This window comes from Rhodococcus sp. DMU1 (assembly GCF_012272955.1).
Classification (GTDB): Bacteria; Actinomycetota; Actinomycetes; order Mycobacteriales; family Mycobacteriaceae; genus Rhodococcus; species Rhodococcus aetherivorans.
In genome coordinates, this window is sequence record NZ_CP050952.1 from 5,476,180 (window position 1) to 5,501,473 (window position 25,294).

The following is a 25,294-nucleotide window of genomic DNA, read 5'->3' on the forward strand; positions in this document are numbered from 1 at the left end:
GCCGGCACTACCGGGGCGGGTGCAGCCCGGTCAGCTCGTAGTGCAGTGTGGGCGTGCGCATGACCTTGTGGGCGGCACGCACCAGGTAGCGCTGCAGCACCGGATACTTGCGGTCGATCGCGCGTGCCGCGGCCACCGACTCGGCGCCCGACAGCAGCCGGGCGGTGGCCTCGACCGCGGATCCGGTGACCCGCCCCCGCCACGTGCACGGGCTGATGCGTACCTCGGGAAAGTTCTTCAACCGCTTGTTCTTCGATGCCCGCCCGGGCGTACGGAAATAGGCGCGATCGCCCCGCACCGCGATGTTGACTGGGGTGTCGACCCAGCTGCCGTCCCGTTTCCGGGTCTGCAGCAGCACCACCTTCTCGGCGACGAACGGTTCGAGCTCGGGAGGAATCGGTTCGGTCATGACTGCTCCTCACGAGGATCACTGTCTCCCAGGATCCGCGCGTTCGGTGCGACCGGCAAACGGCATAGGCTCGCACCATGTCGCAGTCCGAGCCCCGCGCATGGGAGACCGTGTTGAACCACCTCGAGCAGCAACTGGTCTCGGGACACCTCGCCCCCGGCCAGCGGTTGCCCGGGGAACGCGTCCTGGCCGCCGAGCTCGGGGTGGGCCGTTCGTCGGTGCGGGAGGCACTGCGCGTGATGGAAGCGCTCGGGTTGCTCACCGCGCAGACCGGCTCCGGGCCCACCGCGGGCGCGATGATCGTCTCGCGGCCCACCGGCGGCATGTCCATGCTCATGCGCCTGCAGGTGGCAGCGCAGAATTTCCCGGTGTCGGACGTGGTGCAGACCCGTCTCGTCCTCGAGACCGAGGTGATGCGCGCGCTGGCCGCGAGCGACCCCACCCCGGACCTGTCGCACGCCGAGCAACTGCTCGACGCGATGGACGACGCGACGCTCGCCGCACACGAATTCCTGGTGCTCGACGCCCGGTTCCACATCGCGATGGCGGACGCGGCCGGAAACCAGGTGATCGCGGCGATGATGACGGGCCTGCGCGACTCGATCGAAAGCTACGTGCTCGCCGGCGCCCCTCTGACCACCTGGCCCACGACGTGCACCCGGCTGCGCTGCGAGCACCGCGGGCTGCTCGAAGCCGTTCGGGCGGGCGATCCCGAGCTGGCCCGCGCCCGTATCGTCGAGCACATTCGCGGCTACTACGCGGAGAGCCTGGGGCGCCCGGACGCCCCTGAACGCGAGCACCCCCGACCTCGTGTATAGTTGGCGATGCAACGCGGGGTGGAGCAGCTCGGTAGCTCGCTGGGCTCATAACCCAGAGGTCGCAGGTTCAAATCCTGTCCCCGCTACCACCACCGGCCCGGACTCTCACGAGTCCGGGCCGGTTTCGTTGTCCCGTGCGAACCCTGTGGGCCGAGCGAATGTATCGCTCATCTCGACAGCGGTAGCGACCGATACATTCGCTCCGAGCCACGGCGGGCAGGCGAGTACATTCCCGCTGTGTACGGAACAGTCGGGCGACCGCGGAGTGTGCGATGAGCGAGGACGACCCGGGCGGGCGACCGGCGCAGCGTGAGAACGCCGGCCGGCGTGCTCCCCGCTGGCTGCGGCCGGCGATCTTGTACGTGCTGTTCGCCGTCGCCGCCTACCAGCTCTCGGGTTGGCTGTTCCACAACCTGCGCGGGTTCCTGGGCCTGCTGTTCCTGGCGTGGTTGCTGAGCATCACCCTCGAGCCGGTCGTCGACTGGCTCGAACGCGTCGGCATGCGGCGCGGCGCCGCCACCGGCCTGGTGCTCTTCTCTCTGCTGGCCTTCGCGATCGGGTTCGTCGCGCTGTTCGGCACCCTGCTCGTCGAGCAGCTGGGCCAGCTGTTGAAGGCCCTGCCGGACGCCCTCACCGCGGTCACCGAATGGGCCAACCGCGTCTTCGACACGAATTTCGCCACCGGTCCGGAGCTCCTCCGCCTGACCCCGGAGACCGTCCGGGAACTGGTCCAGCGGTTCACCCCCGGGGTCGTGGGGGTGGTGTCGTCTGTGGTGGGAGTGGTCTTCCAGGCCATGACGATGCTGCTGTTCGTGTTCTACATGTCGGCCGAGGGACCGGCGATGCGCCGCACGATCTCGAGCTGGTTCCCGGCCCGGCAGCAGCAGGTGATCTCGACGGTGTGGGAGACCTCCGTCGAGAAGGCCGGCGGATACGTCGTCTCGCGGCTCATCCTGGGTGCGGTCAGCGCCGTGGGCACCGGCATCTTCCTGATGGCGATCGGTGTGCCGTACTGGCTGCCGCTCGCGCTGTGGACCGGGGTCGTGTCGCAGTTCGTGCCCACCCTCGGGACGTATCTCGCGATCGCGCTGCCGGCGATCATCGCCGCGGCCAACCAGCCGATCGACGGGCTGTGGGTGGTGTTGTTCGGCACTGCCTATCAGCAGGTCGAGAACTACGTGCTGCACCCGCGGATCACGTCGAAGACCGTGTCGATCCACCCGGCCGTCGCATTCGGTTCGGTGATCGTCGGCGCGTCGCTGTTCGGTGCGATCGGGGCGCTGGTGTCGGTCCCCGTCGTCGCCGTGCTGCAGGCGTTGGTCGAAACATACGGACGCCGCTACGAACTCGTCGTCGACCCCACCGGCAGGACGAAGCCCGAGCCGGAACCCCGCGACGACGAGGACGGCTGAACGTTACTGCCGCGGCACCCGGCCCATGAGATAGAACTCGGGATTGGGCATCATCCCGGTCACGCTGGCCATCTTGTTGCTCAGGCCGAAGAACGCGGTGATCGCGGCGATGTCCCAGGCGTCCTCGTCGGTGAAGCCGTGGGCGTGCAGGGCCGCGAAGTCGGCGTCGTCGACGTCGTAGGCACGCTCGTTGACCTTGGTGGCGAAGTCGAGCATCGCGCGCTGCCGCGGTTCGATGTCGGCGGTGCGGTAGTTGACCGCCACCTGGTCGGCCACCGTCGGCTTCTTCTCGTAGATCCGCAGGATCGCGCCGTGCGCCACGACGCAGTACAGGCAGTTGTTGGCGGCGGAGATCGTGGTGACGATCATCTCCCGGTCGCCCTTGGTCAGGCCGGAGTCCTCCCGCAACATGATCGCGTCGTGGTACGCGAAGAAGGCCCGCCACTCGGCGGGACGTCGCGCGAAGGTGAGGAACACGTTGGGCACGAACCCCGACTTCTCCTGCACTTCGAGGACGCGCTCTGCGATGTCCCCGGGCAGATCCTTCAGTTCCATGGCGGGAAAGCGCGTGCTCACAAGGTCTCCTGGGCCGGTCGGGACAACGGACCCTGAAGTTAACCGGAATTAACCGAGTTGTCCAGATCTCCGCGCCACGGCGGTCACCGGTCGAACCACGCCTGCGCATCGAGACGGAAGCCCTCGGCGCCGGCGACCGTGCGCAGATCGGCTTCGAGCTGCCGCAGGCGCTCGGAGCCCAACGTCCGGCCCCACCGGCCACGGAGTTCGTCGAAGATCGCCGCGGAGCGCCGGAGGCAGTCGAGGCCTCGGTCGGTGAGGACGACGGTCTTCGCGCGCGCATCGGACGGATCCGTCTCCCGCCGCACGTACCCGAGTTGCTCGAGCCGATCCACCGTCTTGCCCGCCGCCTGTTTGGACACGCCGAGACGGCGGCCGATCTCGCTGGCCGAGGCGCCGGCGGTTCCGATGGCCTGCATCGCGAAGCCGTGCGCGGGGCGCACGTCCGGATGCCCCTCCTCGGCGAGCTGCCGATGCAGAGCGTCGACCAGGGCACGGAATCCCGCGAACAGCAGGAGTGGCAGCTCGTAGCCGGGGCCTTGCGCGGATTCGACAACTTGGTTTACCGTTCCGTCAACCATGTTGTCTATCTTAACGGAGGACGGTTCGATGCCCACCACCTTCACCCGCCACAGCCCCGAGACCGCGCCGCCCGCAGCCCGGCCGATCATGTCGGCGATCGGACGAGAGTTCGGATTCGTGCCCGACCCCGTCGCGCTCATGGCCGAATCCCCCGAACTGCTGTCGGCCTTCACCCGCTCCAACGCACTGTTCGAGCGCAGCATCCTCGGCGAGATCGAACGGGAGGTGCTGGTGCTGACGATCGCCACCCGCAACGAATGCCACGTGTGTGTCGCCCTGCACAGCGCGAAGCTCACCAGGATGGGCGCACCCGGGGACCTCGTCGACGCACTGCGCACCGGCCGGGCCCTCGCCGACGAACGACTCGAGGTCCTGCGGAGGTTCACCCTGGCGGTACTCGATTCGGCCGGTGCGGTGCCCGACGACCGGTGGGCCGAGTTCACCGCGGCGGGGTTCACGGCGCGCAACGCCCTCGAGGTGGTCCTCGGCGTCGGCACCTTCACCCTCTCGACGCTCGCCAACCGCCTCACCGCCGCCGAGCTGGACCCGCCGCTCGCGCCGTTCGCGTGGCGACGCGAGGAGGTCGCCCCGTAAACGCAGACGGCCGAATGTCACACGGGTTCAGTCAGATCGAACCCGTGTGACATTCGGCCCGTCAGGGGAGGAAGGGTTAGACGATGAGCGTCGCGGCGGTCGCGGCCAGAACGTCGTCGACACTCACGCCGGGCGCGGTCTCGACGAGCTTCAGGCCCTCGTCGGTGACGTCGATGACCGCCATGTCGGTGATGATCCGCTGGACGCAGTGCTTGCCGGTGAGCGGCAGGGTGCACTCCTCGAAGATCTTGGGCTCGCCCTTCTTGGTGACGTGCTCCATCATCACGATGACGCGCTTGGCGCCGTGGACGAGGTCCATCGCGCCGCCCATGCCCTTGACCATCGCGCCGGGGATCATCCAGTTGGCGATGTCGCCCTTGGCGGAGACCTGCATCGCGCCGAGGACGGCGACGTCGATCTGTCCGCCGCGGATCATGCCGAAGGACTCCGCCGAGTCGAAGAACGAGGCCCCGGGGATGACCGTGATGGTCTCCTTGCCGGCGTTGATGAGCTCGGGGTCGAGCTCGTCCTCGGTCGGATACGGCCCGACACCGAGCACGCCGTTCTCCGAGTGCAGGATCACCTCGACGTCCGGGTCGAGGTAGTTGGGCACCAGGGTCGGCATGCCGATGCCGAGGTTGACGTACTGGCCGTCCGAGAGTTCCGCGGCCACGCGCGCGGCCATCTGCTCACGGGTGAGCTTCTGGATGGTGGTGGCTGCCTGGGTCATGAACGGACCGTCCGATTCTCGATGCCGACAGTGACGGGGCCGACGTGCACGACGCGCTGGACGTGGATGCCGGAAGTATGGATCTCGTTGGGGTCGAGCTCGCCGGGTTCGACGAGGTGCTCGACCTGCGCGATGGTGATGCGGCCCGACGTGGCGGCGGGCGGGTTGAAGTTGCGGGCGCTCGTGCGGTAGACGAGGTTGCCGTGCCGGTCGCCCTTCCAGGCGTGGACCAGGGCGTAGTCGGCGACGATTCCGCGTTCCATGACGTAGGTCTCGCCGTCGAACTCGCGGGTCTCCTTCGGCGGGGACGCGACGGCGATACCGCCCTTGCCGTCGTAGCGCAGCGGCAGGCCCCCCTCCTCGACCTGGGTGCCGACACCCGCGGGGGTGAAGAACGCGGGGATGCCGGCGCCGCCGGCGCGCAGCCGCTCCGCGAGGGTGCCCTGCGGGGTCAGCTCCACCTCGAGCTCGCCGGAGAGGTACTGCCGCGCGAACTCCTTGTTGGAGCCGACGTAGGAGGAGATGGTGCGGCGGATGCGGCCCTTCTCCAGCAGCACCCCGAGGCCGAAGCCGTCGGTGCCGCAGTTGTTGCTGACCGTCTCGAGGTCGGTGGCGCCCTGCTCGAGCAGCGCGTTGATCAGGATTTCCGGAACGCCGACCAGACCGAATCCGCCCACGGCGATGGTGACGCCGTTCGGGATGTCGGCTACGGCCTCGGCGGCGGTGGCAACGACTTTGTCCATGCCTCTACGATAGCGGCAGTTGTGCGTAATGTGAACCCCCGTCCGTGATACGAACCATTTCGAAACTGTTTCATTTTGGAATATTGATTCGGCCAGGACGACCCACTAGCCTCGTACGCATAGCGTCCTTCCGTCCATATCGCGAACACGCATCGAACACCGAGGTCCCATGCTTCACCTGCCACCCCGCTTCGCCCGCCCCGACGGCGTGCACCCGCCGCTCGACTTCCCCGACTACCGGACCACCGCGCTGCGCCGCCCGGCGCAGCCGCTCACGCTCGTCCCACAGCGGCTCGGCGAGCTCACCGGGCCGGTCTTCGACGAGGACCGCGTGCAGGAGGGGGACGCCGACCTGAGCATCGCCAACGGCGGCGAGGCCGCCGGCCAGCGCATCATCGTGCACGGCCGCGTCCTCGACGGCGACGGCAAGCCCGTGCCCCACGCGCTGCTCGAGGTGTGGCAGGCCAACGCCGCCGGCCGCTACCGGCACGTCGACGACAACTGGCCCGCCCCGCTGGACCCGTTCTTCAACGGCGTCGGCCGCTGCGTCACCGACGCGGCGGGCCGATACCGGTTCACCACCGTCAAGCCCGGGGCCTACCCGTGGCGCAACCACCACAACGCCTGGCGTCCCGCCCACATCCACTTCTCGTTGTTCGGCACGGCGTTCACGCAGCGGCTCGTCACCCAGATGTACTTCCCCGACGACCCGATGTTCTTCCAGGACCCCATCTACAACGCGGTGCCCGCCGAGGCGCGGCACCGGATGGTCAGCGTCTTCGACTACGACGCCACCGTCGACAACTGGGCCCTCGGCTTCCGCTTCGACATCGTCCTGCGCGGACGCGAGGCCACCCCCTTCGAGAACGAGGAGGACGACGATGAGTGAGTTCGCTCCTCGTTACCCCGTCACCCCGGGCGACCAGAGCACCGCCGCCTTCGGTCCCACACCGTCGCAGACCGTCGGTCCGTACTGGAAGATCGGCCTCGAGTGGGCCGACGGCGCGGACGTCGCCCCCGCCGACACCCCCGGCCGGATCACCGTGCGCATCACCGTGATCGACGGGAACCGCGAGCCGATCGCCGACGCCATGGTCGAGACCTGGCAGGCCGACGCCGAGGGCCGGTTCGGCGCCGAGGGCTTCCGCGGCTTCGCCCGCAGCGCCGCCGACGGCACCGGCACCGCCGCGATCCACACGATCAAGCCCGGCGCCCACGAGTCCGACACCGAGGCCGACGAGGCGCCGCACCTGAACGTCGGGATCTTCGCGCGCGGCATGCTCGACCGCCTCTGCACCCGCATGTACTTCCCGGAGGACCTCGCCGCGCACGCCTCCGACCCGGTGCTCACCGCACTACCGGAGTCGCAGCGGCACAAGCTGATCGCCGACAAGTCCGACGACGGCTACGCCTGGACCGTGTACGTTCAGGACCTCGATCCGAACGGTGTGGAGACGCCGTTCTTCGCGATCTAGACGGGAGCGTGCCTTGACCGTGCCGGCGCAGTCCGACAACACCCGCGGCGCCCTCTTCGACCCTGTGTTCGGGGCCGGCGACCTCGCAACGCTGCTGTCCGACCGGGCGTGGATCGCCGCCCTGCTCGACGTCGAGGTGGCGATCACGCGCGCCGCCGAGAAGCACGGTCGCGCCACCGCCGCCGACGTCACGGCCGTCGCCGCGGCGGCCGGGGAACTCACCCGCGAACTGGACCCGGCCGAACTGGGCCGGCTCTCCGCGGCCGGGGGCAATCCGGTGATCCCCCTGGTGAAGATCCTGCGGGAGCGCGCGCAGGCCCCTGCCGCCGCGGTGCACGTCGGGGCCACGAGCCAGGACGTCCTCGACACCGCGCTGATGTTGCTGGCGCACAAGGCCGGCCGGCTCGTTGTCGCCGAGTTGCGCGGCGCCGCCGAGGCGACGGCACGCCTGGCCCGCCGGCACCGTGACACCCCGATGGTCGCGCGCACCCTCGGGCAGCAGGCGCTGCCCACCACGTTCGGGGCCCTCGCCGCGACGTGGCTCGTCGCGCTCGACGACGCCACCGCCTCGCTCGACCGCGCCCTCGTCTCGCTGCCCGCCCAATACGGCGGCGCAGCAGGCACTCTCGCCGCAGTGCACCCGGACGGCCTCGCGTTCGCGGACACCCTGGCGGACCTGCTCGGGCTGGCCAGGCCCCTCGTGCCGTGGCACACCGCGCGTACCCCCGTGACCGGGCTCGCGGCCGCCCTGGGGATCGCCGCGGGCGCGGTCGCCAAGCCCGCCACCGACGTCGTCCTCATGGCCGCAACCGAACTCGGCGAGGTCAGCGAGGACGCGCCGGGCGGATCGTCGGCGATGCCGCACAAGCGCAATCCGGTCGCGGCGATCACCGCCCGGGCGGCCGCGCGGCGCGTGCCCGGCCTCGTCGCGACCGCCCTCGCGTCGACGGACCACGAGTTCGCCCGCGCCGCGGGCGCCTGGCATGCCGAGTGGGAGACGCTCACCGACCTGCTCCGGCTGACCGGCGGTGCGGCCCATCAGCTTTCGGTCAGCCTGACCGGGCTGCACGTCCACGCCGACGCGTTGACCCGCAACCTCGAACTCACCGGCGGGGCGATCCTTGCGGAGAAGGTCGCTGCGGCGCTGTCCGAGCACACCGGCTCGGCGCGCGAGATCGTCACCGCGGCGGCCCGCGCCGGCACTCCGCTCGACCGCGATCCCGGCATCGTCGAGCACCTCGGCGCCGACCGGGTCCGCGCCCTGCTCGACCCCACCCGCTACCTCGGCCACGCCGGCGACCTCGTCGACCGCGCCCTGGCCCACCACGACACCACCGCCGACCGGCCCCTTGGAGGACAGGCATGACCGTCACGCTCAACTACGAACAGCACGGCGACCCCACCGCTCCCCCGGTGGTGCTGCTCGGGTCGCTCGGCTCCGACCTGTCGATGTGGGCGCCGCAGATCACCGCGCTGTCCCCGATCGCCAACGTCGTCGCCGTCGACCACCGCGGACACGGCAAGTCCCCCGTCGTCGCCGGTCCCTACACGATGGCCGATCTCGGCGGTGACGTCGTCGCGCTGCTCGACTCGCTCGGCCTCGGCTCGGTGCACTTCGTGGGCCTGTCGCTCGGCGGCGCCGTCGGCCAGTGGCTCGCCGCGCACCACCCCGAACGCGTCCGCACCCTGACCCTGCTGTGCACGTCCGCCGCCTTCGCCCCGGCCCAGCCGTGGCTCGACCGCGCCGCCACGGTCCGCGCCGGCGGGCTGGCGTCCATCGCCGAGTCCATCGTCGGCCGCTGGTTCACCCCGGGCCTCGCCGAACGCGACCCCGACCTGGTCGCGCGGCACGTCGAGATGGTGGCGGGCACCAGCGACGAGGGCTACGCCGCGTGCTGTGAGGCGCTGGCCACGTGGGACGGGCGCCCCGACCTCGCCCGCATCGTCGCGCCGACCCTCGTCGTCGCCGGTGCCCAGGACCCGGCCACCCCGCCGGCCGTCATGCGGCAGATCGCCGACGGCATCGCCGGCGCCGCCTTCCACGTCGTCGACCCGGGCGCGCACCTGGCCAACGTCGAACAGGCGGGCCGGATCACCGCCCTGATCCGCGAGCACATCGCCCGCGCCACGCCGGCCGGGGCGCAGCGCACCGCTGCCTTCGAACAGGGCATGCGGGTCCGGCGCTCGGTGCTCGGCGACGCGCACGTCGACCGGGCGATGTCGGCGGCCACCGCGTTCACCGAGCCGTTCCAGGACTTCATCACCCGCACCGCGTGGGGCGACGTCTGGTCCCGGCCCGGACTGGACCATCACACCCGCCGGCTGCTGACACTGGCGATCCTCACCGCCGTCGGCAACGAGCACGAACTCGACATGCACATCCGGGCGGCCCTGCGCGCCGGTCTCGACCCCGACGAGCTCGTGGAAGTATTCCTGCACACCGCGATCTACGCGGGAGTGCCGAACAGCAACCGGGCGTTCGCGCTCGGCAGGCAGGCGCTCGCAGACGGCGAGGGGAGCACCACACCATGACGATCACCGACGGCGACCCGATCGCGGCGACCGCAGCGTCGCCGGACTACGTGCAGTCGCTCGCGCGCGGACTGTCCGTCATCAAGGCGTTCGACGCCGAGCACCCCCGGCGCACCCTCAGCGAGGTGGCCAGGGCCACCGACCTGACCCGGGCCACCGCGCGACGGTTCCTGCTCACGCTGGTCGAGCTCGGATACGTACGTACGGACGGCTCCCAGTTCTGGCTGACCCCGCGCGTGCTCGAGCTCGGCTACAGCTATCTGTCGAGCCTGACGCTGCCGGAGGTGGCACGCCCGCACCTCGAGGCGCTGGCGAAGAACGTCCACGAGTCGACGTCGGTGTCGGTGCTCGACGGTGGCGACGTCGTCTACGTCGCGCGGGTTCCGGTCAGCCGCATCATGACCGTCTCCATCACCATCGGCACCCGCTTTCCCGCGCACGCCACCTCGATGGGGCGCGTCCTGCTCGCCGGGCTCTCCCCCGCCGAACTCGACGCCTACCTCGCCACCGCGACGCTCGAGCCGCTCACCTCCCGCACCCTGATCACGGCCGACGGGTTGCGCGCCGAGCTCGACCGGATCCGGCGCGACGGCTACTGCATCGTCGACCAGGAACTCGAGGAAGGGCTCCGCTCGCTGGCCGCGCCCATCCGCGACGCCTCCGGCGGCGTCGTCGCCGCCGTGAACATCTCCACCCAGGCCGCCCGCTACAGCCTCGACGCCGTGCGGAGCGAACTCGTGCCCGCCGTGATCGAGACGGCAGCGGCGATCTCGGCCGATCTCGCCCGGACCCAGAAGCACTGACCCCGAATATCGACAAGGAAACTGCCATGCGCGACGTAGTGATCTGCGAACCCCTCCGTACCCCCGTCGGCCGCTTCGGTGGCGTCCTGAAGGACGTCGCACCGGAAGACCTCGCCGCCACCGTGATTCGCGAGCTCGTCGCCCGCACCGGTATCTCCGGCTCCGACGTCGACGACGTGATCCTCGGCCAGGCCTCGCCCAACGGGGAAGCTCCCGCCCTCGGCCGCGTCGCCGCCCTCAACGCCGGTCTCGGCGTGGAGGTTCCGGGCCAGCAGGTCGACCGGCGCTGCGGCTCGGGGCTGCAGGCCGTCCTGCAGGCCGTCATGCAGGTCCAGTCCGGCGGCAGCGACCTGATCCTCGCGGGTGGTGCCGAGTCCATGAGCCAGGCCGAGTTCTACGCCACCGGCATGCGCTGGGGTGTCAAGGGTGAGGCCGTGGCCCTGTCCGATCGTCTGGCCCGCGCCCGGGTCACCGCCGGCGGCCGCGACTTCCCCGTGCCGGGCGGCATGATCGAAACGGCCGAGAACCTGCGCGCCGAGTTCGCCATCAGCCGCGCCGACCAGGACGCCCTGGCGGTCCAGTCGCACCAGCGCGCCGTGGCCGCGCAGAAGGACGGCGTGTTCGCGCAGGAGATCGTCCCGGTGGCCGTGCCCCAGCGCAAGGGTGATCCGCTCGTCGTCGACACCGACGAGCATCCGCGCGCCGACACCAGCGTCGAATCCCTCGCCAAGCTGCGCCCGATCCGCGGCAGGATCGACCCGGAATCGACCGTCACCGCCGGCAACGCCAGCGGTCAGAACGACGGTGCCGCGCTGGCGATCGTCACCACCGCCGAGAAGGCCGAGCAGCTGGGCCTGCGCCCGCTGGCCCGGCTGGCGAGCTGGGCGGTGGCCGGGGTGCCGCCGCGCACCATGGGCATCGGCCCGGTCCCGGCCACGGAGAAGGCCCTCGGCCGCCTCGGCCTGAGCCTGGCGGACTTGGACGTGATCGAGCTCAACGAGGCGTTCGCCGCGCAGACCCTCGCCGTGACCCGCAGCTGGGGCCTCGAGCCCGACGATGCGCGCCTGAACCCCCACGGGTCGGGCATCTCGCTCGGCCACCCCGTCGGCGCGACCGGCGGCCGCATCCTCGCCACCCTGCTGCGCGAGCTCGACCGCCGCGAGGGCCGCTACGGCCTCGAGACGATGTGCATCGGCGGCGGCCAGGGCCTGGCCGCGGTGTTCGAGAGGGCGTAAACGCCCGTGTGTCCTTCGGGCTGTTCCAGCAGCCCGAAGGACACACCGGCCGCGTCAGCGGCCTGCGGGCACGGCCGGCGGTGCCGACTTCGAGAGGGTCTTCGGAGCGGTGATCCAGCCGAGCACCGCGATGAGGACCAGGGCGGCCAGGACCGGAACGCACGCCACCAGCACGATGGTGCCGGTCGGGACGCCGAGGCCGATGAGCGCGCCGCCCACCACCGGGCCGACGACCGAGCCGAGCCGTCCCATGGACGCGGACCAGCCGACCGCGGTCGTCGCAGTCCCCTGCGGGTACATCGACACCGACAGCGCGGTCTGACCGATCATGCCGGCCTGGATGCCGAGACCCACGCCGCCGAACACGATCAGCAAGAGCACCTTGTCGGGACCGAGGAACGCGGACACGACGAGGAAGACGATCGCCAGCGACGTGGTGACCAGGAGCACCGACGACATCCGGAACCGCAGCGCACCGATCATGAGGACCGCCGCACCGACGATGCTGCCGACCCCGAGCGCGGCCGAGCCCAACGGTGCCAGCCCAGCCGAGAACCCGTAGCTCGTCAGCAGCGTCGGCAACCACGACGAGAAGACGTAGTACACGGTGAACATCAGGAACGAGAAGCCCCACAGCAGCAGCGTGCGGCTCCGCAGCCCCGGATCGAACAGGCGCGCGACGGACGCCTCGCGCACCGCCGACGCGGTCGCGGCGGCGGCCGGCGCGGGCTCGCCGACGGCGGCGCGTCCGTCGGGGAGGCCGATCCACAGCAGCGGCAACAGGACGGCCGAGGCCGCGGCGCCGACGAGGAACACCGATTCCCAGCCGAACGCGCCGATCAGGCGCGTGCCCAGCACCCCGGCGATCAGCGCACCGAGGGAGATGCCCATGGTGACGAACACGGCGATCGACTGCCGCAGCCGGGCGGGATTGAGGGCCGTCGCGTGGGAGACGGCCGCCGGCAGGACCGCACCGAGGCCGAGGCCGGTCAGCACGCGCAGGGCGGTGAGTTCGGTGATCGTCGACGCGAACGCGGTCAGCAGCGAGCCGACGGTGAACACCACCACCGCGGCCAGCACGACGCGCCGGGCGCCGAACCGTGCGACGATCCGGCCGCAGGCGAGGTAACCGAGTGCCACGCCGACGCTGGTCAGGGACAGTGCGGGGGTGAAGTGGGACGGGGCGACGTCCCAGTCCTTCGCGAGCGCCGGGACCGACAGGCCCAGGGCGATCGTGTCGTAACCGTCGAGGACGACGGCGACGAAGGTCAGGACGAGGACGGGCCAGTTCGGCGCTGCCTCGTCGGTTCGGGAAGTGGACGATGTGGTGTTGGGTCCGCGCATGGTGGCGTCCTCGGGTCGGTCGATGCCCTGCCAGGGGCGTCGAATCAGAAGGTTACGCGTCCGCCGTCGCGGCCGCCGAGATGATTCCCTGTGCTTCGACCTCGACGCTGAGGCCGTCCTCGACCAGGGCCGACACCGCGACCAGGGTCGAGCACGGGAAATCGCCGCGGAACATCTCGGCGCGGGCCCGCCCGACGGCGGCCTTGGCTCCGATGTCCGTGACGTAGATGCGCAGCGCGAGGATGTCGTCGACCTGCGCGCCGCAGGCTTCCACCAGCGCGCGGGTGCGTCGGAACGCCTCCCGCGCCTGGCGGTAGACGTCGGCACCGCCGACGGGACCGTCGGGGGTGCCGGCGTGCATGCCGGAGACGAAGAAGTGCCGGCCGACGACGCGGGCGTTGCTGAACATGTCCGGCCGCGGCGGCTCCGGGACGGCCGGGTGTCCCACCCGGGTCATCGGAGCACCGCGCCGCGACGTTCGTCGGATTCGCGGGTCAGCCGCTCCCGCACCGGCACGAAGTCGTAAGTCGGGTAGCACTCGGTGCGGAACACGCCCCACGCGCGGCGCTCGAGTTCGACGTTGACGGCGGCCAGCCGATCGGCGGGCAGCCGCAAGGTCACGATCTGCCCGATCCCCATCGCGACCACCCACGAGACGACCTCGCACCCCTCGGGCGGGAACCCGTGCCACCAGTCCGCGTCGTCGAGCCGGCCCTGCAACTGTTCGAGGTTCCGGCTCTGATCGTGCCGCAGGACCACGGTGAGCATCATGGTCCCGCCGCTCACGCCGGCACTCCCGCGAGCACCGCCGCCTGCTGCTTCGCGTCGGCCCGGTAGATCCGGCGGATCCGGGAGACACCGAGGTCGTGCTGGTAGAGGTGTTCCTCGACGTCGGCATCCGCGGCCAGCGCCTCCAGGACGGCACGGTCCTGTTCGAGCACCTCCCAGTGCCGTTCCTCGAGCCGGGTCCGGTACAGGAAGCGCCACGCCTCCCGTTCCCAGCCCGACACCCGCCGGGTGCGCCAGTGGAAGATGGCGGAGTGGTCCCGGTCGATCGGGGTGCACATGCCGACGATGCCGAACACGCCGCCGGGACCGGCATTGGGAGCGTAGGGGATCTCGAGGTCCACGTAGTCCATCGATCCGCGCACGAACTCGACCCAGTCGAAGTTCACGCCGCGCTGGTCGGTCTTCTCGAAGAAGAACCCGCGGTCGGTCTCGCGGATCCGGAACCGCGCCGAGGTGTCGCCGCCGAACATCGAGTGCGAGTTGCGGTGCAGGAAGGCCCCGTGCATCGGGTCGAGCACGTTGTCCATGTAGAAGCGCCACGGCCCGGCCCACTCCGCGTAGTTGGGGAACCACGACACCTCCTCGTCCGCGAGCCGGTCCGGCAGGACGAACGGCGTCGGCACGGAGTCGTGGGTCAGGGGCACGAACGCGAAGATCGTGTCGGCGGCCTCGACCACCGACAGCGAGGCGGTCGCGCGTTTGCCCTCGAGCGCGCACCCGGGCATGCCGGGCACGGAGACGACGGTGCCGGTTCCGTCGACCTGCACGCCGTGGTACAGGCAGGCGACGCGGTCACCGAGATGCTGCCCCACCGACAGCGGGGCGCTGCGGTGCGGGCACCGGTCCTCGAGCATGTGGACCGCGCCCCGGGCGTCGCGGAACAGCAGCCAGTCCACACCGAGGCGGGTGACCTTGACCATCGCGCCCGGTTCGACCATGCGCGACGGAAGGATCGGGTACCAGCGGTCGCGCAGGCCGGTCGCCGCGATCTCGTCGGCGTCCATCGGCCGGCGGGTGCCGACGGCGAACCGCGGTCCGGCCGGGCGCGGGGCGCCGCTGGTGGTGGTCTGTGCAGTCTCGAAGGTGGTCATGTCATCTCCCCAGTCGTCGCATTTCGGCGCGGAAGGTGTCCTCGGTCCAGGGCCGGCCGTCGGGGCCGTGCAGGCCCAGGCCGTTGAGTCCCTCGACGACACCGGGCAGGTCGTGGGTGCCGGTCCCGAAGATCTCCATGAGTGACCCGGCGAGCTTGTCCTCGTAGGGGGTCAGCGGATCGGGATGGGTCTGTCGTGGTTCCAGGTACGGTTCTGTGAATCGTGCCGTCGCAGTGCGGTTCACGCGAGAACTCCTTCGATGTGGGGGGTGGGGGCGGCGAGCCCGGACCGGTAGCGGGCGGCGAGTCCCTCGGCGATGGCGGCGAAGGCGCTCGCCCATTCCGTGAAGGACTCGGGCCGGGTGAGGTGGACGGGCGCCGGACATCCGTCGACGACGACGAAGACTCCGTTGTCGATCTCGCCCGCGAGCCGCTGCGGTACGGACAGATCGGTGTCGTCGCCGAGAGCGGAGGCCACCACCAGCGTGGGGACGGTGATCCGGCCGAGGAGGCCGGCGACGGCGTCGACGTCGCACGCGGGATCGGCCAGGATCAGGCTGCGCAGCAGGTCGCCGTGACGATCGGCCGCGCGCAGGGCGGGTTCGGCGTCGGCGCCCGCGGCGTACAGGTGCACCGCGCGGCCGTCGCGCAGCGCGGCGGCGGCCTGCCCGTCGGTCCACCAGGCCGCCTCGGCGCGAATCCGCGGGGTCATCGGGCACCTCCCGTCGGCACGTGCACCGGTGGCACGAACGGTCCGGGCTGCGGGTCGAGGGCGGTCACGTCGACCTCGACCAGCGCGGGCCGGCGCGTCGCGATCGCCTCCCCGAACGCGGACTCGAAGACGCCGGGCCGCTGCACGAGGGTGTACGGCATGCCCATCGAGGCGGCGAGCAGATCGAACCGCGGCGTGTGCAGGTCCACCCCGGACCGACGGAATCCGTTGGCCTCCTGCATGTTCCGGAGAACGCCGTAGCCGCCGTCGTTGAACACCAGCACGACGCACCAGGCGTCGGACCCGGCGAGCGAGGCCAGCTCGCCGAGGTGCACGGCCAGACCCCCATCCCCGGCCATCACGACCGTCGGAACGTCCCGGCGGGCATGGGCCGCGCCGAGCCCCATGGCGAGGCCCTGCCCGATGCCGCCGCCGAGCGGGAAGATGTTGGTCTCGCGCTCGTAGAACGGCAGCAGGCGGTTGCCCCACTGGCTGGACGGGATCGTCACGTCGCGGGCGACCACCGACCGGCGGGGCAGCACGCGGCGCATGCCCTCGCAGATCTCGGCGTAGCCGCCGATGTATGCGGTGAGCGCGGCCCGGCTGCGCTTCCGTGCCGCCTGAACCCGGGCCGCCCACTCGTCGCGCCGGACGGTGCCGTCGAGCGCGTCGAGGATGCCGCGCAGTGCCGTGCGGGCGTCGGCGACGATTCCGACCGTGGCCGGATACACCCGGCCGATCGCGGCGGGATCGATGTCGATCTGCACCTGCGTCGCAGGCAGCGTGAGGTGGTAGCTCTTGGTCTCGTTGGACCGGAAGTGGGTTCCGACGGCGAGCAGGACGTCGGCGTCGGCGAGGAGCCCGGCGACCTCGGGGGACGCCGCGAAGTTCCCGACGACGAGGTCGTCGTCCTCGGACACGATGCCCCGTCCGGAGTTGCTGGTGAGAATCCCCGCCCCGAGCCGGTGGGCGAGGGCGCGCAGTTCGTCGCCGGCGCCGGCGGCGCCCCCACCGAGCCACAGCAGGGGCCGCTCGGCGGAGGCGAGCACCGCGGCGGCGCGCTCCAGCGCAGCAGCATTGGGGGCCGGTGGCTGTGCGATCCGGGCCTCCGCCGCTCGCTGTTCGTCCGGCGACGCCAGATACTGCAGGTCGGTGGGCCATTCGACGCTGGCGGGTCCCTGCGGTGCCGACAGGATGCGGGCGATCGCGGCCTCGAGTTCCGCCTCGGCGTCCTTGGCGTCGGTGATCGTCGCCGCGTACCGGGAGACGGCGTCGAGCATCTGCCGTTGCCGGGGAAATTCGTGGATCACGCCGCGGCTCGACGCGGCCGGTTCGGGCGTGAGGTATTCGCTTTCGATCTGGCCGGTCACGTGCAGGACGCGGCTGCCGGCGGTGAGGGCCTCGATCATCGATCCGGCGGCGTTGCCGGCGCCGGTGCCGGTGCTCGTCAGCGCCACGCCGATGCGGCCCGAGGCGCGGGCGTACCCGTCCGCGGCGTTGACCGCGGCGGCCTCGTGCCGCACCTCGACGAAGTTCAGGTCGCGGGCGACGGCCTCGACGAGGGGAAGGTTGTGGATGCTGACGACGCCGAACGCGGTGTCGATGCCGTGCCGGCGCATGACCGACACGAGGACGTCGCCGCCGGTGGCGCGCCGACCCGGCGCGGATGAGGGGGTGTCCATGTTTCCTCCGATGCAGATGACCACTGGCGGGTCAGACGTAGCGCCCGACACCGCCGCCGACGTCGACGGTCGCGCCGGTCACGTAGCTGTTGCGGGGTGAGAGCAGGGTGGTGACGGGGAAGGCGACCTCGTCCGCGATTCCGAAGCGGCCCAGTCCGATCCCGCGGTCGGCGGCGATCTCGGCGCTCCACTCGTCGAAGGCGCGGCCGTCGCCGGATTCGGCGTGGCGGCGCTGCCACTGACCGGTGTCGACGAGGCCGAGCAGCACGGAGTTGACGCGGATGCCGTCGGGTGCGAGTTCCCCGGACAGGGACTGCGCCAGGTTGAGCAGTCCGGCACGGGCCGCCGAGGTGACGGCGAGCCGCAACTCGGGTTGCCGCGCGAGGATCGCGTTGACGATCACCACGGAGGCCGCATCGGACTTCGCGAGCGCCGGCCGTGCCGCGCGGATCAGATGCAGCGCGCCGAAGATCTTGAGTTCGAACTCGTCCCGGATCTGCTCGTCGGTGGTGTCGGTGAGCGTCGACATCAGCGAGCGCCCGGCGTTGCACACCACCCCGTCGATCCCCCCGAACCGGTCGACGACCGCATCGGCGAAGGCCTGCACGGAGTTCCGGTCGGTGACGTCGCACGCGACGGTGAGGACATCGGCCGGGTCGGCCGCCAACGTGCCGGCGGCGGCGCGCAGGCGGTCGAGGTCCCGCGCGCACAGTGCCACTCGGGCGCCTTCGGCGGCGAGCATCCGGGCGGTGGCGAGGCCGACACCGGAACTCGCGCCGGTGACGATCACCGTGCGTCCGGTGAGGTGCAGGTCCATGGGATCTCCGTGGGGTTCGGGTGCTCGCCGGGCGAGCAGGTCAGTTCAGGACGAATCCGCCGTCGACGACGACGGTCTGGCCGGTGACGAAGGCGGCGTCCTCCGACAGGAGGAACCGGACGACCCCGGCGACGTCCTCGGGGGTCTGGTCACGCGGGAGGGCGCGGCCCTGCGCGTAGGTGGCATAGCGGGCGGCGGGAACGGATTCGGTGGCCTCGACCCGGACGAGCCCGGGGGCCACGGCGTTGACCCGCACCCCGTGCGGGCCGGCGTCCCGGGCCATCGAACGGGTCATCGCGACGACGGCGCCCTTGGAGGCGACGTAGTGGATCAGCCGGGGCGATCCGTAGAAGGCCACGTCGGACGCCATGTTCACGATCGCGCCCCGGTTGGCGGCGAGCAGCGGCCACAGGTGCTTGGTCACCATCCAGGTGCCGCGCACGTTGACCGAGGTGATGCGGTCGAATTCGCTCTCGGACAGTTCCCAGAACGCGTCCCCGCCGACGCCGTCGGCGATGGCCGCGTTGTTGACCAGGCCCGTCAGCGGCCCCTCGTCCGCCAGTCGCGACGCGAGAGCGCGCACGGAGCCGGCATCCGCGATGTCCGTGACCACCGCGATCGCGTCGCCGCCGCGTTCGCGCAGGGCACGGGCGGCGCCCTCGGCGGTGTCCGCGTTGCGCTCGGCGATCACCACCCGGCGTCCGTCGGCACACAACCGCTCGGCGATGCAGTAGCCGAGGCCGCGGCCGGCCCCGGTCACCACGACGGTTCCGCTCATCACGCGGCTCCTTCCCAGAATCGGACGAGTTCGCAGGCGACCGTGCGGGGCTGCTCCTGGATCGCCGCGTGACCCGCATCGGCGACGACGACGAGCCGTGCCCCGGGGATCGCGTCCGCCAGGAGCTGCGATTCGGCGACGCCGGTGACGACGTCGTGTTCGCCGACGAGGACCAGGGTGGGGACGGTCAGGGTGGGCAGGATGGGCCCGTGGTCGGTGGTCGCCATGGCTTCCGCGGCCGCCGCGTATCCGGCGAGGCGCACGGCGGCCATGTCGGCGGCGACGCGTGAGCGGACGGCGACGGGCGCTCCGGGCGCCGTGAGTTTCGGTGCCCGCTCCGCCGCGAACCGGTCGGCGCCGGCCTCGCGCAGGGCGCGGACACGGTCGCGCATGGCGGCGGCGCGTTCGGGCGACGTGCCCGAGCCCCGGGTGCTGTCGGCGAGGACGAGCGTGCGCACCCGGTCGGGCCGGCGCCGCGCGGCCTCGAGTGCGACGACTCCGCCCCACGACGTGCCCACCAGGTGCACGGGCCGGACCGGGTCGATGTCGTCGAGGACGTCCAGGACGTCCGTCGCGTGGTCGTGCCGGACGTCGACCGGGTCGGCGGAGCGGCCGTACCCCGCGGCGTCGAGCCGGTACGTCGCGTGTCCGCGGGCGGCGAGTTCCGCCGCGAGCGGTGCACACGAGTTCGCGTTGCCGCCGATGCCGTGCAGCAGGAGCACCGGCTCCCCCGTCCCGAGCCGCTCGACGTGCAGGTGCCCGGTCACCGCGGCGTCCGCGGTCACGACGGCGCTCCGGCCGCGAGGCCGGCCCCGTAGAAGTAGTCGGCGTCGCGGGCCTCGACGCGGTCGCGGTGACCCGGGTCGGGGCTGCCGGCCATGGCGGCGCGCACGGTCGTGGTGGGTGGCCCGGCCGTCCCCCACTGGTCGGACAGTTCCGGTGTGCGCTTCCACGTGCGGCACAGCCAGGCGTCCTCGTCGATCTGGGCGACCTCGGAGGTGTACTCGCACACCAGGCCCGCGGGGTCGGTGAAGTAGGAGAAGGTGTTGTCGCCGGGGCCGTGCCGGCCCGGGCCCCACTGCGGCGCGATGCCGTGCGCCCGGAGCCCGCCGATGCCGCGCATGAAGTGATCGAGGCTCTGCATCTCGTACGCCACATGGTTGAGCGAGGGCCACGACGCCCGGTTGAGCGCAATGACGTGGTGGTCGGAGTTGCAGCGGAGGAAGGACATCTGCCGTTCCGACCAGTCGGAGACCCGCATGCCGAGCACCTGCGTGTAGAAGGCGGTGGTGCGTTCGATGTCGGTCGTGTTGAGCACGACGTGGGCGATCTTGCGGGGGATGGCCCGGCGGCCGGCCGGTTCCTGCTCGGTCACCGCGTGGGTGTCGGCCGACAACTCGAGGCACCGCCCCTCCGGATCGACCAGTTGCAGGCCGTAGCCGCCCCCGGCGTCGTCGAGCGGGCCCGGCGTGCGCAGCAGCGGGATGCCGAGCCGGTCGAGGGCCAGTGCGGCGTCGTCGACCTCGCGCGGGGTGGCGAGGGCGAAGCTGATCCGTCCCAGCGCGTTGACGTCGGCCCGTTCGACCGCGAGCACGTGATGCTCGGGTCCGGTGGCGCGCAGCCAGAATCGGTCGCCGTCGGCATCGACGGTCGTCAGTCCCCAGGCCTCGTGGTAGAAGTCCCGCGACGCGGCGGGGTCCGGCACCGAGAGGGTCACCGAGCGCAGGGCGCGCAGCCGGCAGACGGGCGAGTCGCTGTAGCGCGGAAGTTGGTGGTGGTACATGCGTTCCGGTTCCCTTCTCACAGATCCAGTACGAGTTCGGCGGAGCGGCAACGGGACACGCACGGGAACATCGTCGATCCGGCGGCGTGTTCGGACTCGGTGAGCAGGAAGTCGCGGTGGTCCACGTCGCCCTTGATCACCCCGACCTCGCACGTCCCGCAGATGCCTTCGGTGCACGAGCTGGGTACGGGCACACCGGCGGCGGCGAGGGCGTCGAGCACCGACACGGTCGGCGGCACCGGGATGCGGCGGCCGGTGCTCTCGACGATCACGTCGAAGGCGGTGTCCTCCCCCTGGCGCGGCGCCGGTTCCGGGGCCGCGAACCGTTCGGTGCGCACCTGACCGGGGTCCGGGACGGTCGCGGCTACCGCGTCCATGAGGGGGGCGGGACCACAGCAGTAGACGACGGCGGTCGGCGGCAGGCCGGACAGCAGCCCGGCGAGGTCCGGCAGGCCCCCGGCCTCGTCGTCGGCGTGGACGGTCACCTGCTCGGCGGGATGGGCGGCGATCTCGTCGACGAACGCCATGGCCCGCCGGGAGCGTCCGGCGTAGAGCAGGCGCCACGGCCGTCCCGTCGCCCGCAGCTCCCGCATCATCGCGACGATCGGGGTGATGCCGATGCCGCCGGCCACGAGGACGTGGTCGGTCGCGGCGGCGTCGAGGGCGAAGGCGCTGCGCGGTCCGTCGACGTCGATCTCCGCGCCGATCTGCAGCGACTCGTGCACGTAGGCGCTGCCCCCGCGGGAGCGCTCGGCGCGCAGCACGGCGACCGTCCAGCGCGTGGTGTCCCGCGGATCCGAGCACAGCGAGTACTCGCGCACCACACCGTTCGGCAGGTGCAGGGCGAGATGCGCGCCCGGCTGCCACTGCGGCAACGGCGCACCGGTCGGATCGACGAACGTCACGCTGGTGACTCCGTCTGCCTCCCAGGTCTTCTGGTGGACGCGGAGGCGACGTCGGACGGACTGCTCCATCGGTGATCTCCCTGTCGGTGGAGGGTCTTCTCGGCGGCGTCAGCGGGTGACGCCGTACATCTCCGAGCTCGGCGGGTAGGTGGGCAGCTGCGGCTTCGCGGCGCCGATGATCACGCAGAACAGGGCGTCGGTGTCGCCCACGTTCGCGAGGCTGCGCGGCACGCCGGCGGGAACGCGGATCATGTCGCGGTAGCCGAGCCGGCGGACGGCCTTCCGGGTGCCGTCCTCGACGTCGTGGACCGCGACCTCGAGCTCACCCTCGAGCACGAAGAACACCTCTTCGACGTCGTGGTGGGTGTGCTCGGGGCCGACCGCACCGGCGGGCAGCCGCATGTTGGACAGGGTGAAGTGCTCGGCGGGCAGCGTGCGGGCGTCGCCCTCGTGGTTGCCGGTGGCACCGGAGCCGATGTAGCGGATCTGGGCACGCTTGAAGCGATCTCCGCCCTTGGCGGCCTGGAAGCCGAGGGTGTCCCAGTCCTCGTAGCGGCTGTCGCGGCTTGCGATGCAGGAGTCGATGAGGGCTTCGAGGTCGACGGTGGTCTTCTCGGGTGCGGCCATGACGGTGGGTCCTTTCGTGCGGTGGGGGTTCAGGCGCGATGCGCGACGGCTTCGATCTCGACGGTGGCGCCGTAGGGCAGGGCGGCGACCTCGACGAACGAGCGGGCGGGCCGGGGCTCGGCGAAGACCTTCTCGTAGTGGCGGTTCGCCTCGTCGCGGAGCGTCACGTCGGTCACGAAGTACGTGGTCTTGACGACGTCGGCCAGGGTCATGCCGATGGTCGCGAGGCGCTCGCCGAGGCGGGCGATCGCGGCGTCGAGGGCGGGGGTCGTACCGTCGACGGCGATTCCGTGCTCGTCGACCGACAGGGCGCCGGAGACGAACCCGAAGCCGGCGACGGCGTAGGCGGGGCTGTACGGGTGGGCGGTGCGGTCGTGGGTCGCGGTAATCGAATCGGTCACCGGGAAAAGTCCTTTCGGGTTTCTGTCGGGTCGGGGGTGGCCCAGGCGATCGGTTCGCCGGACAGGTCGAGGTAGATGCTCTTCTGATCGCAGTACTGGCGGATGCCCTCGCGTCCCTTCTCGGTGCCGAGACCGCTGTCGCCGAGACCGGTGAAGGGCGTCGAGATGCTGAACTGCTTGTAGGTGTTGATCCAGACGGTGCCCGCCTTCACCGCGCCGGCCACGCGCCACGCCCGCCGGTAGTCGGAGGTCCAGATGCCGCAGGCCAACCCGTATACCGAGTCGTTCGCCTGCGCGATCAGGTCCTCCTCGTCGTCGAAGGGCAGCACGACGGCCACCGGACCGAAGACCTCCTCGCGGCAGATCGTCGCGGCGTTGTCGGCTCCGGTGAGCACCGTGGGCGGGTAGTACGCGCCGGACGAGAGCCGTTCGTCGGCCGGGATCGCGCCCCCGCACAACGCCCGGGCCCCGGCGGCGACGGCGTCGTCGACCATCGCGGCCACCCGGTCCCGGTGCGCGAAGGTGACCATCGGAGCCACCCGGGTGCGCGGGTCCGTGCCGGGGCCGAGACGCAGGGCCGCTGCGCGCCGGACGAGTTCGCCGGTGAAGGTCTCGGCGATGCTGCGGTGGACGAAGATCCGGGATCCGGCGATGCAGCTCTGCCCGGACGAGGAGAAGACGCCGTAGAGGACGCCGGCGAGGGCCTGTTCGAGATCGGCGTCCTCGAACACGATCGTCGGGGACTTACCGCCGAGTTCGAGCGTGATCGGCATGAGCTTGTCGGCGGCGAGATGCGCGAGGTGACGGCCGGTTTCGGTGCCGCCGGTGAAGGTGACCTTGGCGACGTCCGGGTGCCGGACCAGCGCCTCGCCGACGGTGCGCCCGGATCCCGGCAGGACCGAGAGCACCCCCGCGGGCAGCCCGGCCGCCTCGCAGATGCGGGCGAGACGCAGCGTCACCCACGGCGCCCACACCGGCGGCTTGCTCACGACGGCGTTGCCGGCGGCGAGGGCCGGGGCGATCTTCTGGGCGTCGGACGCGATCGGTGAGTTCCACGGCGTGATCGCGGCGACGACGCCCATCGGCTGGTACGTCGACATGGTCAACCACGGCCCCCGGGGCGTGGTCAGTGCGGAGTCCATCGTCTCGAGTGCGGCCGCGGTGTAACGAAACGTGTTGGCGGCGCTGGCAACCAGGGCCCGGGTCTCGGTCAGTGTCTTGCCGGTGTCGAGGGTCTGGAGCCGTGCCACCCGTTCGGCCTCGTCGTCGAGGGCGTTGCCGACGCGGTGCAGGACCCGTGCACGCTCGTGCGGGAGCAGTGCCGACCACCCGCCGCGGGCGGCGCGCAGACCTTCGGTGACGGCCCGGTCGACGTCGTCGACGGTCGCGGTGTGCAGGCTCGCGAAGACCCGGCCGGTGGCGGGGTCGACGGACTCGATGCACTCACCGAGTCCACGCTGCCATCGGCCGGCGACGAGGATCTCGTCGACCGTGTCGACGGACTCGGGCTCGTGCTCGGCGGGTCCCACCTGGAGAGGGGACGCGTAAGCAATGGGCATGAGGGAGGTCCGTTCGGTCGGGACGGACGCGGACCACGCTGCTCGCGGAGCCGGAGGGTGGTGCGCGCCGAGTCGATATCTTTGCACTAAGAGATTTGTATCGTCTTAGCGCAAAGAGGTCAATAGCAGAATGCCCAGATCAGCCGCTCGTTACGCCGGATTTACGGGGCCGAAACGGAGGAGACGCAGGTCACAGCGGTGTGGCGGGCGCCATAGAGATCCCGAAATTTTTCTCGGCGGACGCCCGACTGCGGCGTCAGACCGGCCGATCGGCGTCCGAGTCCACGCCCACACCGGTGCCCGAGTCCTCGAACTCGGCCGCTCGGGCGGAGTGCTCCAGACGGGCGAGCAGGCGCGCCAGCGTCTCGCGCTCGCCGGTGTCGAGGTCGCCGAGCATCGCGCGCAACTTGGCGAAGTGCGCGTCGGCGACCGAGTCGACGAGCGCGGCACCGGCGGGTGTGAGCTCGACATACACCACCCGGGCGTCCTGACTGTCCTTCGATCGGGTCACCAGGCCCGCCTGCTCGAGCCGATTGACGCGCAGCGACAGCCCGCCGGTGGTGACCAGCGTCTGGTCGGCCAGCTCCCCCGCGGTGAGCCGATGATGCGGCACGGCGCGGCGCAGGCAGGCGAGAACGTCGAACCCCGAATCGTTGATCCCGTGCTCCTCGAACGTGGGCGCGATGCGGGACTTGTAGACGAGGAAGCTCCGGTGGAGACGACCGAACACCTTCAGCCCCGACACGTCGAGTTCGGGACGGGCCACGGCCCAATGCGCGACGATGGCGTCCACGGCGTCGCGATCCCCAGGCTCTCCCACAATGCCGGGAGTCTACCCCCGGCACGACCGGGATCCCGTCCGGCCACGCACGGCGGGCCGCGCCGTGCGTGCCGGACG

At 71.4% G+C, this 25,294-nt stretch carries 30 protein-coding genes and 1 tRNA gene; 10 read left to right on the forward strand and 21 right to left on the reverse strand.

Annotation, left to right across the window (positions count from 1 at the left end):
• Positions 1-7: 7 nt before the first annotated feature.
• On the reverse strand, positions 8-409 hold the full coding sequence (locus tag HFP48_RS24960) for a PPOX class F420-dependent oxidoreductase (RefSeq protein ID WP_006940636.1): 402 nt from the start codon (positions 407-409) through the stop codon (positions 8-10).
• A 77-nt stretch (positions 410-486) separates the two neighbouring features.
• On the opposite strand from HFP48_RS24960, the gene HFP48_RS24965 reads away from it, so the two are divergent.
• The 3 genes from HFP48_RS24965 (at position 487) to HFP48_RS24975 (ending at position 2,639) form a co-directional block, all read left to right on the forward strand.
• Positions 487-1,227, forward strand: coding sequence for an FCD domain-containing protein (locus HFP48_RS24965; RefSeq protein WP_029546476.1), 741 nt, complete (start codon positions 487-489; stop codon positions 1,225-1,227).
• A gap of 12 nt (positions 1,228-1,239) precedes the next feature.
• Positions 1,240-1,316, forward strand: a tRNA-Met gene (locus HFP48_RS24970).
• A gap of 183 nt (positions 1,317-1,499) precedes the next feature.
• Positions 1,500-2,639: an AI-2E family transporter gene (locus HFP48_RS24975; RefSeq protein WP_029546477.1), complete on the forward strand. Its 1,140-nt coding sequence runs from the start codon at positions 1,500-1,502 to the stop codon at positions 2,637-2,639.
• A gap of 3 nt (positions 2,640-2,642) precedes the next feature.
• Here HFP48_RS24975 and HFP48_RS24980 read toward each other — a convergent pair whose 3' ends face one another.
• Positions 2,643-3,194: a peroxidase-related enzyme gene (locus tag HFP48_RS24980; protein ID WP_037201207.1), complete on the reverse strand. Its 552-nt coding sequence runs from the start codon at positions 3,192-3,194 to the stop codon at positions 2,643-2,645.
• 104 nt (positions 3,195-3,298) lie between these two features.
• The gene (locus HFP48_RS24985) at positions 3,299-3,796 is read right to left on the reverse strand and encodes a MarR family transcriptional regulator (protein WP_168580231.1); all 498 of its coding nucleotides are present in this window, start codon (positions 3,794-3,796) and stop codon (positions 3,299-3,301) included.
• Between the two features lie 28 nt (positions 3,797-3,824).
• On the opposite strand from HFP48_RS24985, the gene HFP48_RS24990 reads away from it, so the two are divergent.
• Positions 3,825-4,391, forward strand: a complete 567-nt coding sequence (locus HFP48_RS24990) for a carboxymuconolactone decarboxylase family protein (RefSeq protein WP_246872476.1) — start codon at positions 3,825-3,827, stop codon at positions 4,389-4,391.
• Positions 4,392-4,467: 76 nt separating this feature from the next.
• Here the strand turns inward: HFP48_RS24990 and HFP48_RS24995 are convergent, their stop codons facing one another.
• Both HFP48_RS24995 and HFP48_RS25000 read right to left on the reverse strand, forming a co-directional pair.
• Complete coding sequence (locus tag HFP48_RS24995; RefSeq protein WP_072636474.1) at positions 4,468-5,121, reverse strand: CoA transferase subunit B; 654 nt, start codon at positions 5,119-5,121, stop codon at positions 4,468-4,470.
• A complete protein-coding gene (locus tag HFP48_RS25000) occupies positions 5,118-5,864 on the reverse strand; it encodes a CoA transferase subunit A (protein WP_050036039.1) in 747 nt (248 codons plus the stop codon). The genes HFP48_RS24995 and HFP48_RS25000 overlap by 4 nt, the downstream gene beginning before the upstream one ends.
• Positions 5,865-6,033: 169 nt before the next feature.
• On the opposite strand from HFP48_RS25000, the gene pcaH reads away from it, so the two are divergent.
• From pcaH to HFP48_RS25030, 6 genes are read left to right on the forward strand one after another with little or no spacing between them, the layout of a single operon-like run.
• Positions 6,034-6,753, forward strand: a complete 720-nt coding sequence (gene pcaH / locus HFP48_RS25005) for a protocatechuate 3,4-dioxygenase subunit beta (RefSeq protein ID WP_050036040.1) — start codon at positions 6,034-6,036, stop codon at positions 6,751-6,753.
• The gene (pcaG, locus tag HFP48_RS25010; protein ID WP_168580232.1) at positions 6,746-7,339 is read left to right on the forward strand and encodes a protocatechuate 3,4-dioxygenase subunit alpha; all 594 of its coding nucleotides are present in this window, start codon (positions 6,746-6,748) and stop codon (positions 7,337-7,339) included. The genes pcaH and pcaG overlap by 8 nt, the downstream gene beginning before the upstream one ends.
• 13 nt (positions 7,340-7,352) lie before the next feature.
• Positions 7,353-8,705, forward strand: a complete 1,353-nt coding sequence (locus HFP48_RS25015; protein ID WP_168580233.1) for a lyase family protein — start codon at positions 7,353-7,355, stop codon at positions 8,703-8,705.
• The gene (gene pcaD, locus HFP48_RS25020) at positions 8,702-9,871 is read left to right on the forward strand and encodes a 3-oxoadipate enol-lactonase (protein WP_168580234.1); all 1,170 of its coding nucleotides are present in this window, start codon (positions 8,702-8,704) and stop codon (positions 9,869-9,871) included. Before HFP48_RS25015 ends, pcaD begins: the two co-directional genes overlap by 4 nt.
• A complete protein-coding gene (locus HFP48_RS25025) occupies positions 9,868-10,674 on the forward strand; it encodes an IclR family transcriptional regulator (RefSeq protein WP_050036044.1) in 807 nt (268 codons plus the stop codon). The genes pcaD and HFP48_RS25025 overlap by 4 nt, the downstream gene beginning before the upstream one ends.
• A 26-nt stretch (positions 10,675-10,700) precedes the next feature.
• Positions 10,701-11,909 (forward strand): acetyl-CoA C-acetyltransferase, encoded by a 1,209-nt coding sequence (locus HFP48_RS25030; protein ID WP_168580235.1) that lies wholly within the window; start codon positions 10,701-10,703, stop codon positions 11,907-11,909.
• A gap of 54 nt (positions 11,910-11,963) precedes the next feature.
• Here the strand turns inward: HFP48_RS25030 and HFP48_RS25035 are convergent, their stop codons facing one another.
• The 16 genes from HFP48_RS25035 to HFP48_RS25110 form a co-directional block, all read right to left on the reverse strand.
• Positions 11,964-13,253 carry an MFS transporter gene (locus HFP48_RS25035; RefSeq protein ID WP_043802454.1) on the reverse strand — a complete coding sequence of 430 codons (1,290 nt, stop codon included), beginning with the start codon at positions 13,251-13,253 and terminating at the stop codon, positions 11,964-11,966.
• Between the two features lie 52 nt (positions 13,254-13,305).
• Positions 13,306-13,710, reverse strand: a complete 405-nt coding sequence (locus tag HFP48_RS25040; RefSeq protein ID WP_029546490.1) for a RidA family protein — start codon at positions 13,708-13,710, stop codon at positions 13,306-13,308.
• Complete coding sequence (locus HFP48_RS25045; RefSeq protein WP_043802519.1) at positions 13,707-14,024, reverse strand: hypothetical protein; 318 nt, start codon at positions 14,022-14,024, stop codon at positions 13,707-13,709. The genes HFP48_RS25040 and HFP48_RS25045 overlap by 4 nt, the downstream gene beginning before the upstream one ends.
• Before the next feature lie 11 nt (positions 14,025-14,035).
• A complete protein-coding gene (locus HFP48_RS25050) occupies positions 14,036-15,133 on the reverse strand; it encodes a Rieske 2Fe-2S domain-containing protein (protein ID WP_029546492.1) in 1,098 nt (365 codons plus the stop codon).
• A gap of 1 nt (position 15,134) precedes the next feature.
• A complete protein-coding gene (locus tag HFP48_RS25055) occupies positions 15,135-15,377 on the reverse strand; it encodes a recombinase-like helix-turn-helix domain-containing protein (protein WP_029546493.1) in 243 nt (80 codons plus the stop codon).
• Positions 15,374-15,844: a hypothetical protein gene (locus tag HFP48_RS25060; protein ID WP_050036047.1), complete on the reverse strand. Its 471-nt coding sequence runs from the start codon at positions 15,842-15,844 to the stop codon at positions 15,374-15,376. The genes HFP48_RS25055 and HFP48_RS25060 overlap by 4 nt, the downstream gene beginning before the upstream one ends.
• Complete coding sequence (locus HFP48_RS25065; RefSeq protein WP_043802458.1) at positions 15,841-17,526, reverse strand: thiamine pyrophosphate-binding protein; 1,686 nt, start codon at positions 17,524-17,526, stop codon at positions 15,841-15,843. Before HFP48_RS25065 ends, HFP48_RS25060 begins: the two co-directional genes overlap by 4 nt.
• Positions 17,527-17,557: 31 nt before the next feature.
• Positions 17,558-18,343, reverse strand: a complete 786-nt coding sequence (locus HFP48_RS25070) for an SDR family oxidoreductase (protein ID WP_029546496.1) — start codon at positions 18,341-18,343, stop codon at positions 17,558-17,560.
• Positions 18,344-18,383: 40 nt separating this feature from the next.
• A complete protein-coding gene (locus HFP48_RS25075; protein WP_029546497.1) occupies positions 18,384-19,121 on the reverse strand; it encodes an SDR family oxidoreductase in 738 nt (245 codons plus the stop codon).
• Complete coding sequence (locus HFP48_RS25080; protein WP_246872477.1) at positions 19,121-19,906, reverse strand: alpha/beta hydrolase; 786 nt, start codon at positions 19,904-19,906, stop codon at positions 19,121-19,123. The genes HFP48_RS25075 and HFP48_RS25080 overlap by 1 nt, the downstream gene beginning before the upstream one ends.
• Positions 19,903-20,904 (reverse strand): VOC family protein, encoded by a 1,002-nt coding sequence (locus tag HFP48_RS25085; RefSeq protein WP_072636482.1) that lies wholly within the window; start codon positions 20,902-20,904, stop codon positions 19,903-19,905. The genes HFP48_RS25080 and HFP48_RS25085 overlap by 4 nt, the downstream gene beginning before the upstream one ends.
• A 17-nt stretch (positions 20,905-20,921) precedes the next feature.
• A complete protein-coding gene (locus HFP48_RS25090) occupies positions 20,922-21,809 on the reverse strand; it encodes a PDR/VanB family oxidoreductase (RefSeq protein WP_065923362.1) in 888 nt (295 codons plus the stop codon).
• A gap of 108 nt (positions 21,810-21,917) precedes the next feature.
• Complete coding sequence (locus HFP48_RS25095; protein WP_006938328.1) at positions 21,918-22,436, reverse strand: cupin domain-containing protein; 519 nt, start codon at positions 22,434-22,436, stop codon at positions 21,918-21,920.
• 29 nt (positions 22,437-22,465) lie between these two features.
• Entirely contained in the window at positions 22,466-22,837 is a 372-nt protein-coding gene (locus HFP48_RS25100) for a RidA family protein (protein WP_006938326.1), read from the reverse strand.
• Positions 22,834-24,396, reverse strand: a complete 1,563-nt coding sequence (locus HFP48_RS25105) for an aldehyde dehydrogenase (RefSeq protein ID WP_044476066.1) — start codon at positions 24,394-24,396, stop codon at positions 22,834-22,836. The genes HFP48_RS25100 and HFP48_RS25105 overlap by 4 nt, the downstream gene beginning before the upstream one ends.
• A 256-nt stretch (positions 24,397-24,652) precedes the next feature.
• Positions 24,653-25,189, reverse strand: a complete 537-nt coding sequence (locus HFP48_RS25110; RefSeq protein ID WP_029546502.1) for a MarR family transcriptional regulator — start codon at positions 25,187-25,189, stop codon at positions 24,653-24,655.
• Between the last annotated feature and the right edge of the window lie 105 nt (positions 25,190-25,294).

Coding starts and splice junctions, on each gene's coding strand:
- HFP48_RS24960 (WP_006940636.1), bottom strand. CDS start 409: ATGACCGAACCGATTCCTCCCGAGCTCGAACCGTTCGTCGCCGAGAAG.
- HFP48_RS24965 (WP_029546476.1), top strand. CDS start 487: ATGTCGCAGTCCGAGCCCCGCGCATGGGAGACCGTGTTGAACCACCTC.
- HFP48_RS24975 (WP_029546477.1), top strand. CDS start 1,500: ATGAGCGAGGACGACCCGGGCGGGCGACCGGCGCAGCGTGAGAACGCC.
- HFP48_RS24980 (WP_037201207.1), bottom strand. CDS start 3,194: ATGGAACTGAAGGATCTGCCCGGGGACATCGCAGAGCGCGTCCTCGAA.
- HFP48_RS24985 (WP_168580231.1), bottom strand. CDS start 3,796: ATGGTTGACGGAACGGTAAACCAAGTTGTCGAATCCGCGCAAGGCCCC.
- HFP48_RS24990 (WP_246872476.1), top strand. CDS start 3,825: ATGCCCACCACCTTCACCCGCCACAGCCCCGAGACCGCGCCGCCCGCA.
- HFP48_RS24995 (WP_072636474.1), bottom strand. CDS start 5,121: ATGACCCAGGCAGCCACCACCATCCAGAAGCTCACCCGTGAGCAGATG.
- HFP48_RS25000 (WP_050036039.1), bottom strand. CDS start 5,864: ATGGACAAAGTCGTTGCCACCGCCGCCGAGGCCGTAGCCGACATCCCG.
- pcaH (WP_050036040.1), top strand. CDS start 6,034: ATGCTTCACCTGCCACCCCGCTTCGCCCGCCCCGACGGCGTGCACCCG.
- pcaG (WP_168580232.1), top strand. CDS start 6,746: ATGAGTGAGTTCGCTCCTCGTTACCCCGTCACCCCGGGCGACCAGAGC.
- pcaD (WP_168580234.1), top strand. CDS start 8,702: ATGACCGTCACGCTCAACTACGAACAGCACGGCGACCCCACCGCTCCC.
- HFP48_RS25025 (WP_050036044.1), top strand. CDS start 9,868: ATGACGATCACCGACGGCGACCCGATCGCGGCGACCGCAGCGTCGCCG.
- HFP48_RS25030 (WP_168580235.1), top strand. CDS start 10,701: ATGCGCGACGTAGTGATCTGCGAACCCCTCCGTACCCCCGTCGGCCGC.
- HFP48_RS25035 (WP_043802454.1), bottom strand. CDS start 13,253: ATGCGCGGACCCAACACCACATCGTCCACTTCCCGAACCGACGAGGCA.
- HFP48_RS25040 (WP_029546490.1), bottom strand. CDS start 13,710: ATGACCCGGGTGGGACACCCGGCCGTCCCGGAGCCGCCGCGGCCGGAC.
- HFP48_RS25045 (WP_043802519.1), bottom strand. CDS start 14,024: ATGATGCTCACCGTGGTCCTGCGGCACGATCAGAGCCGGAACCTCGAA.
- HFP48_RS25050 (WP_029546492.1), bottom strand. CDS start 15,133: ATGACCACCTTCGAGACTGCACAGACCACCACCAGCGGCGCCCCGCGC.
- HFP48_RS25060 (WP_050036047.1), bottom strand. CDS start 15,844: ATGACCCCGCGGATTCGCGCCGAGGCGGCCTGGTGGACCGACGGGCAG.
- HFP48_RS25065 (WP_043802458.1), bottom strand. CDS start 17,526: ATGGACACCCCCTCATCCGCGCCGGGTCGGCGCGCCACCGGCGGCGAC.
- HFP48_RS25070 (WP_029546496.1), bottom strand. CDS start 18,343: ATGGACCTGCACCTCACCGGACGCACGGTGATCGTCACCGGCGCGAGT.
- HFP48_RS25075 (WP_029546497.1), bottom strand. CDS start 19,121: ATGAGCGGAACCGTCGTGGTGACCGGGGCCGGCCGCGGCCTCGGCTAC.
- HFP48_RS25085 (WP_072636482.1), bottom strand. CDS start 20,904: ATGTACCACCACCAACTTCCGCGCTACAGCGACTCGCCCGTCTGCCGG.
- HFP48_RS25095 (WP_006938328.1), bottom strand. CDS start 22,436: ATGGCCGCACCCGAGAAGACCACCGTCGACCTCGAAGCCCTCATCGAC.
- HFP48_RS25105 (WP_044476066.1), bottom strand. CDS start 24,396: ATGCCCATTGCTTACGCGTCCCCTCTCCAGGTGGGACCCGCCGAGCAC.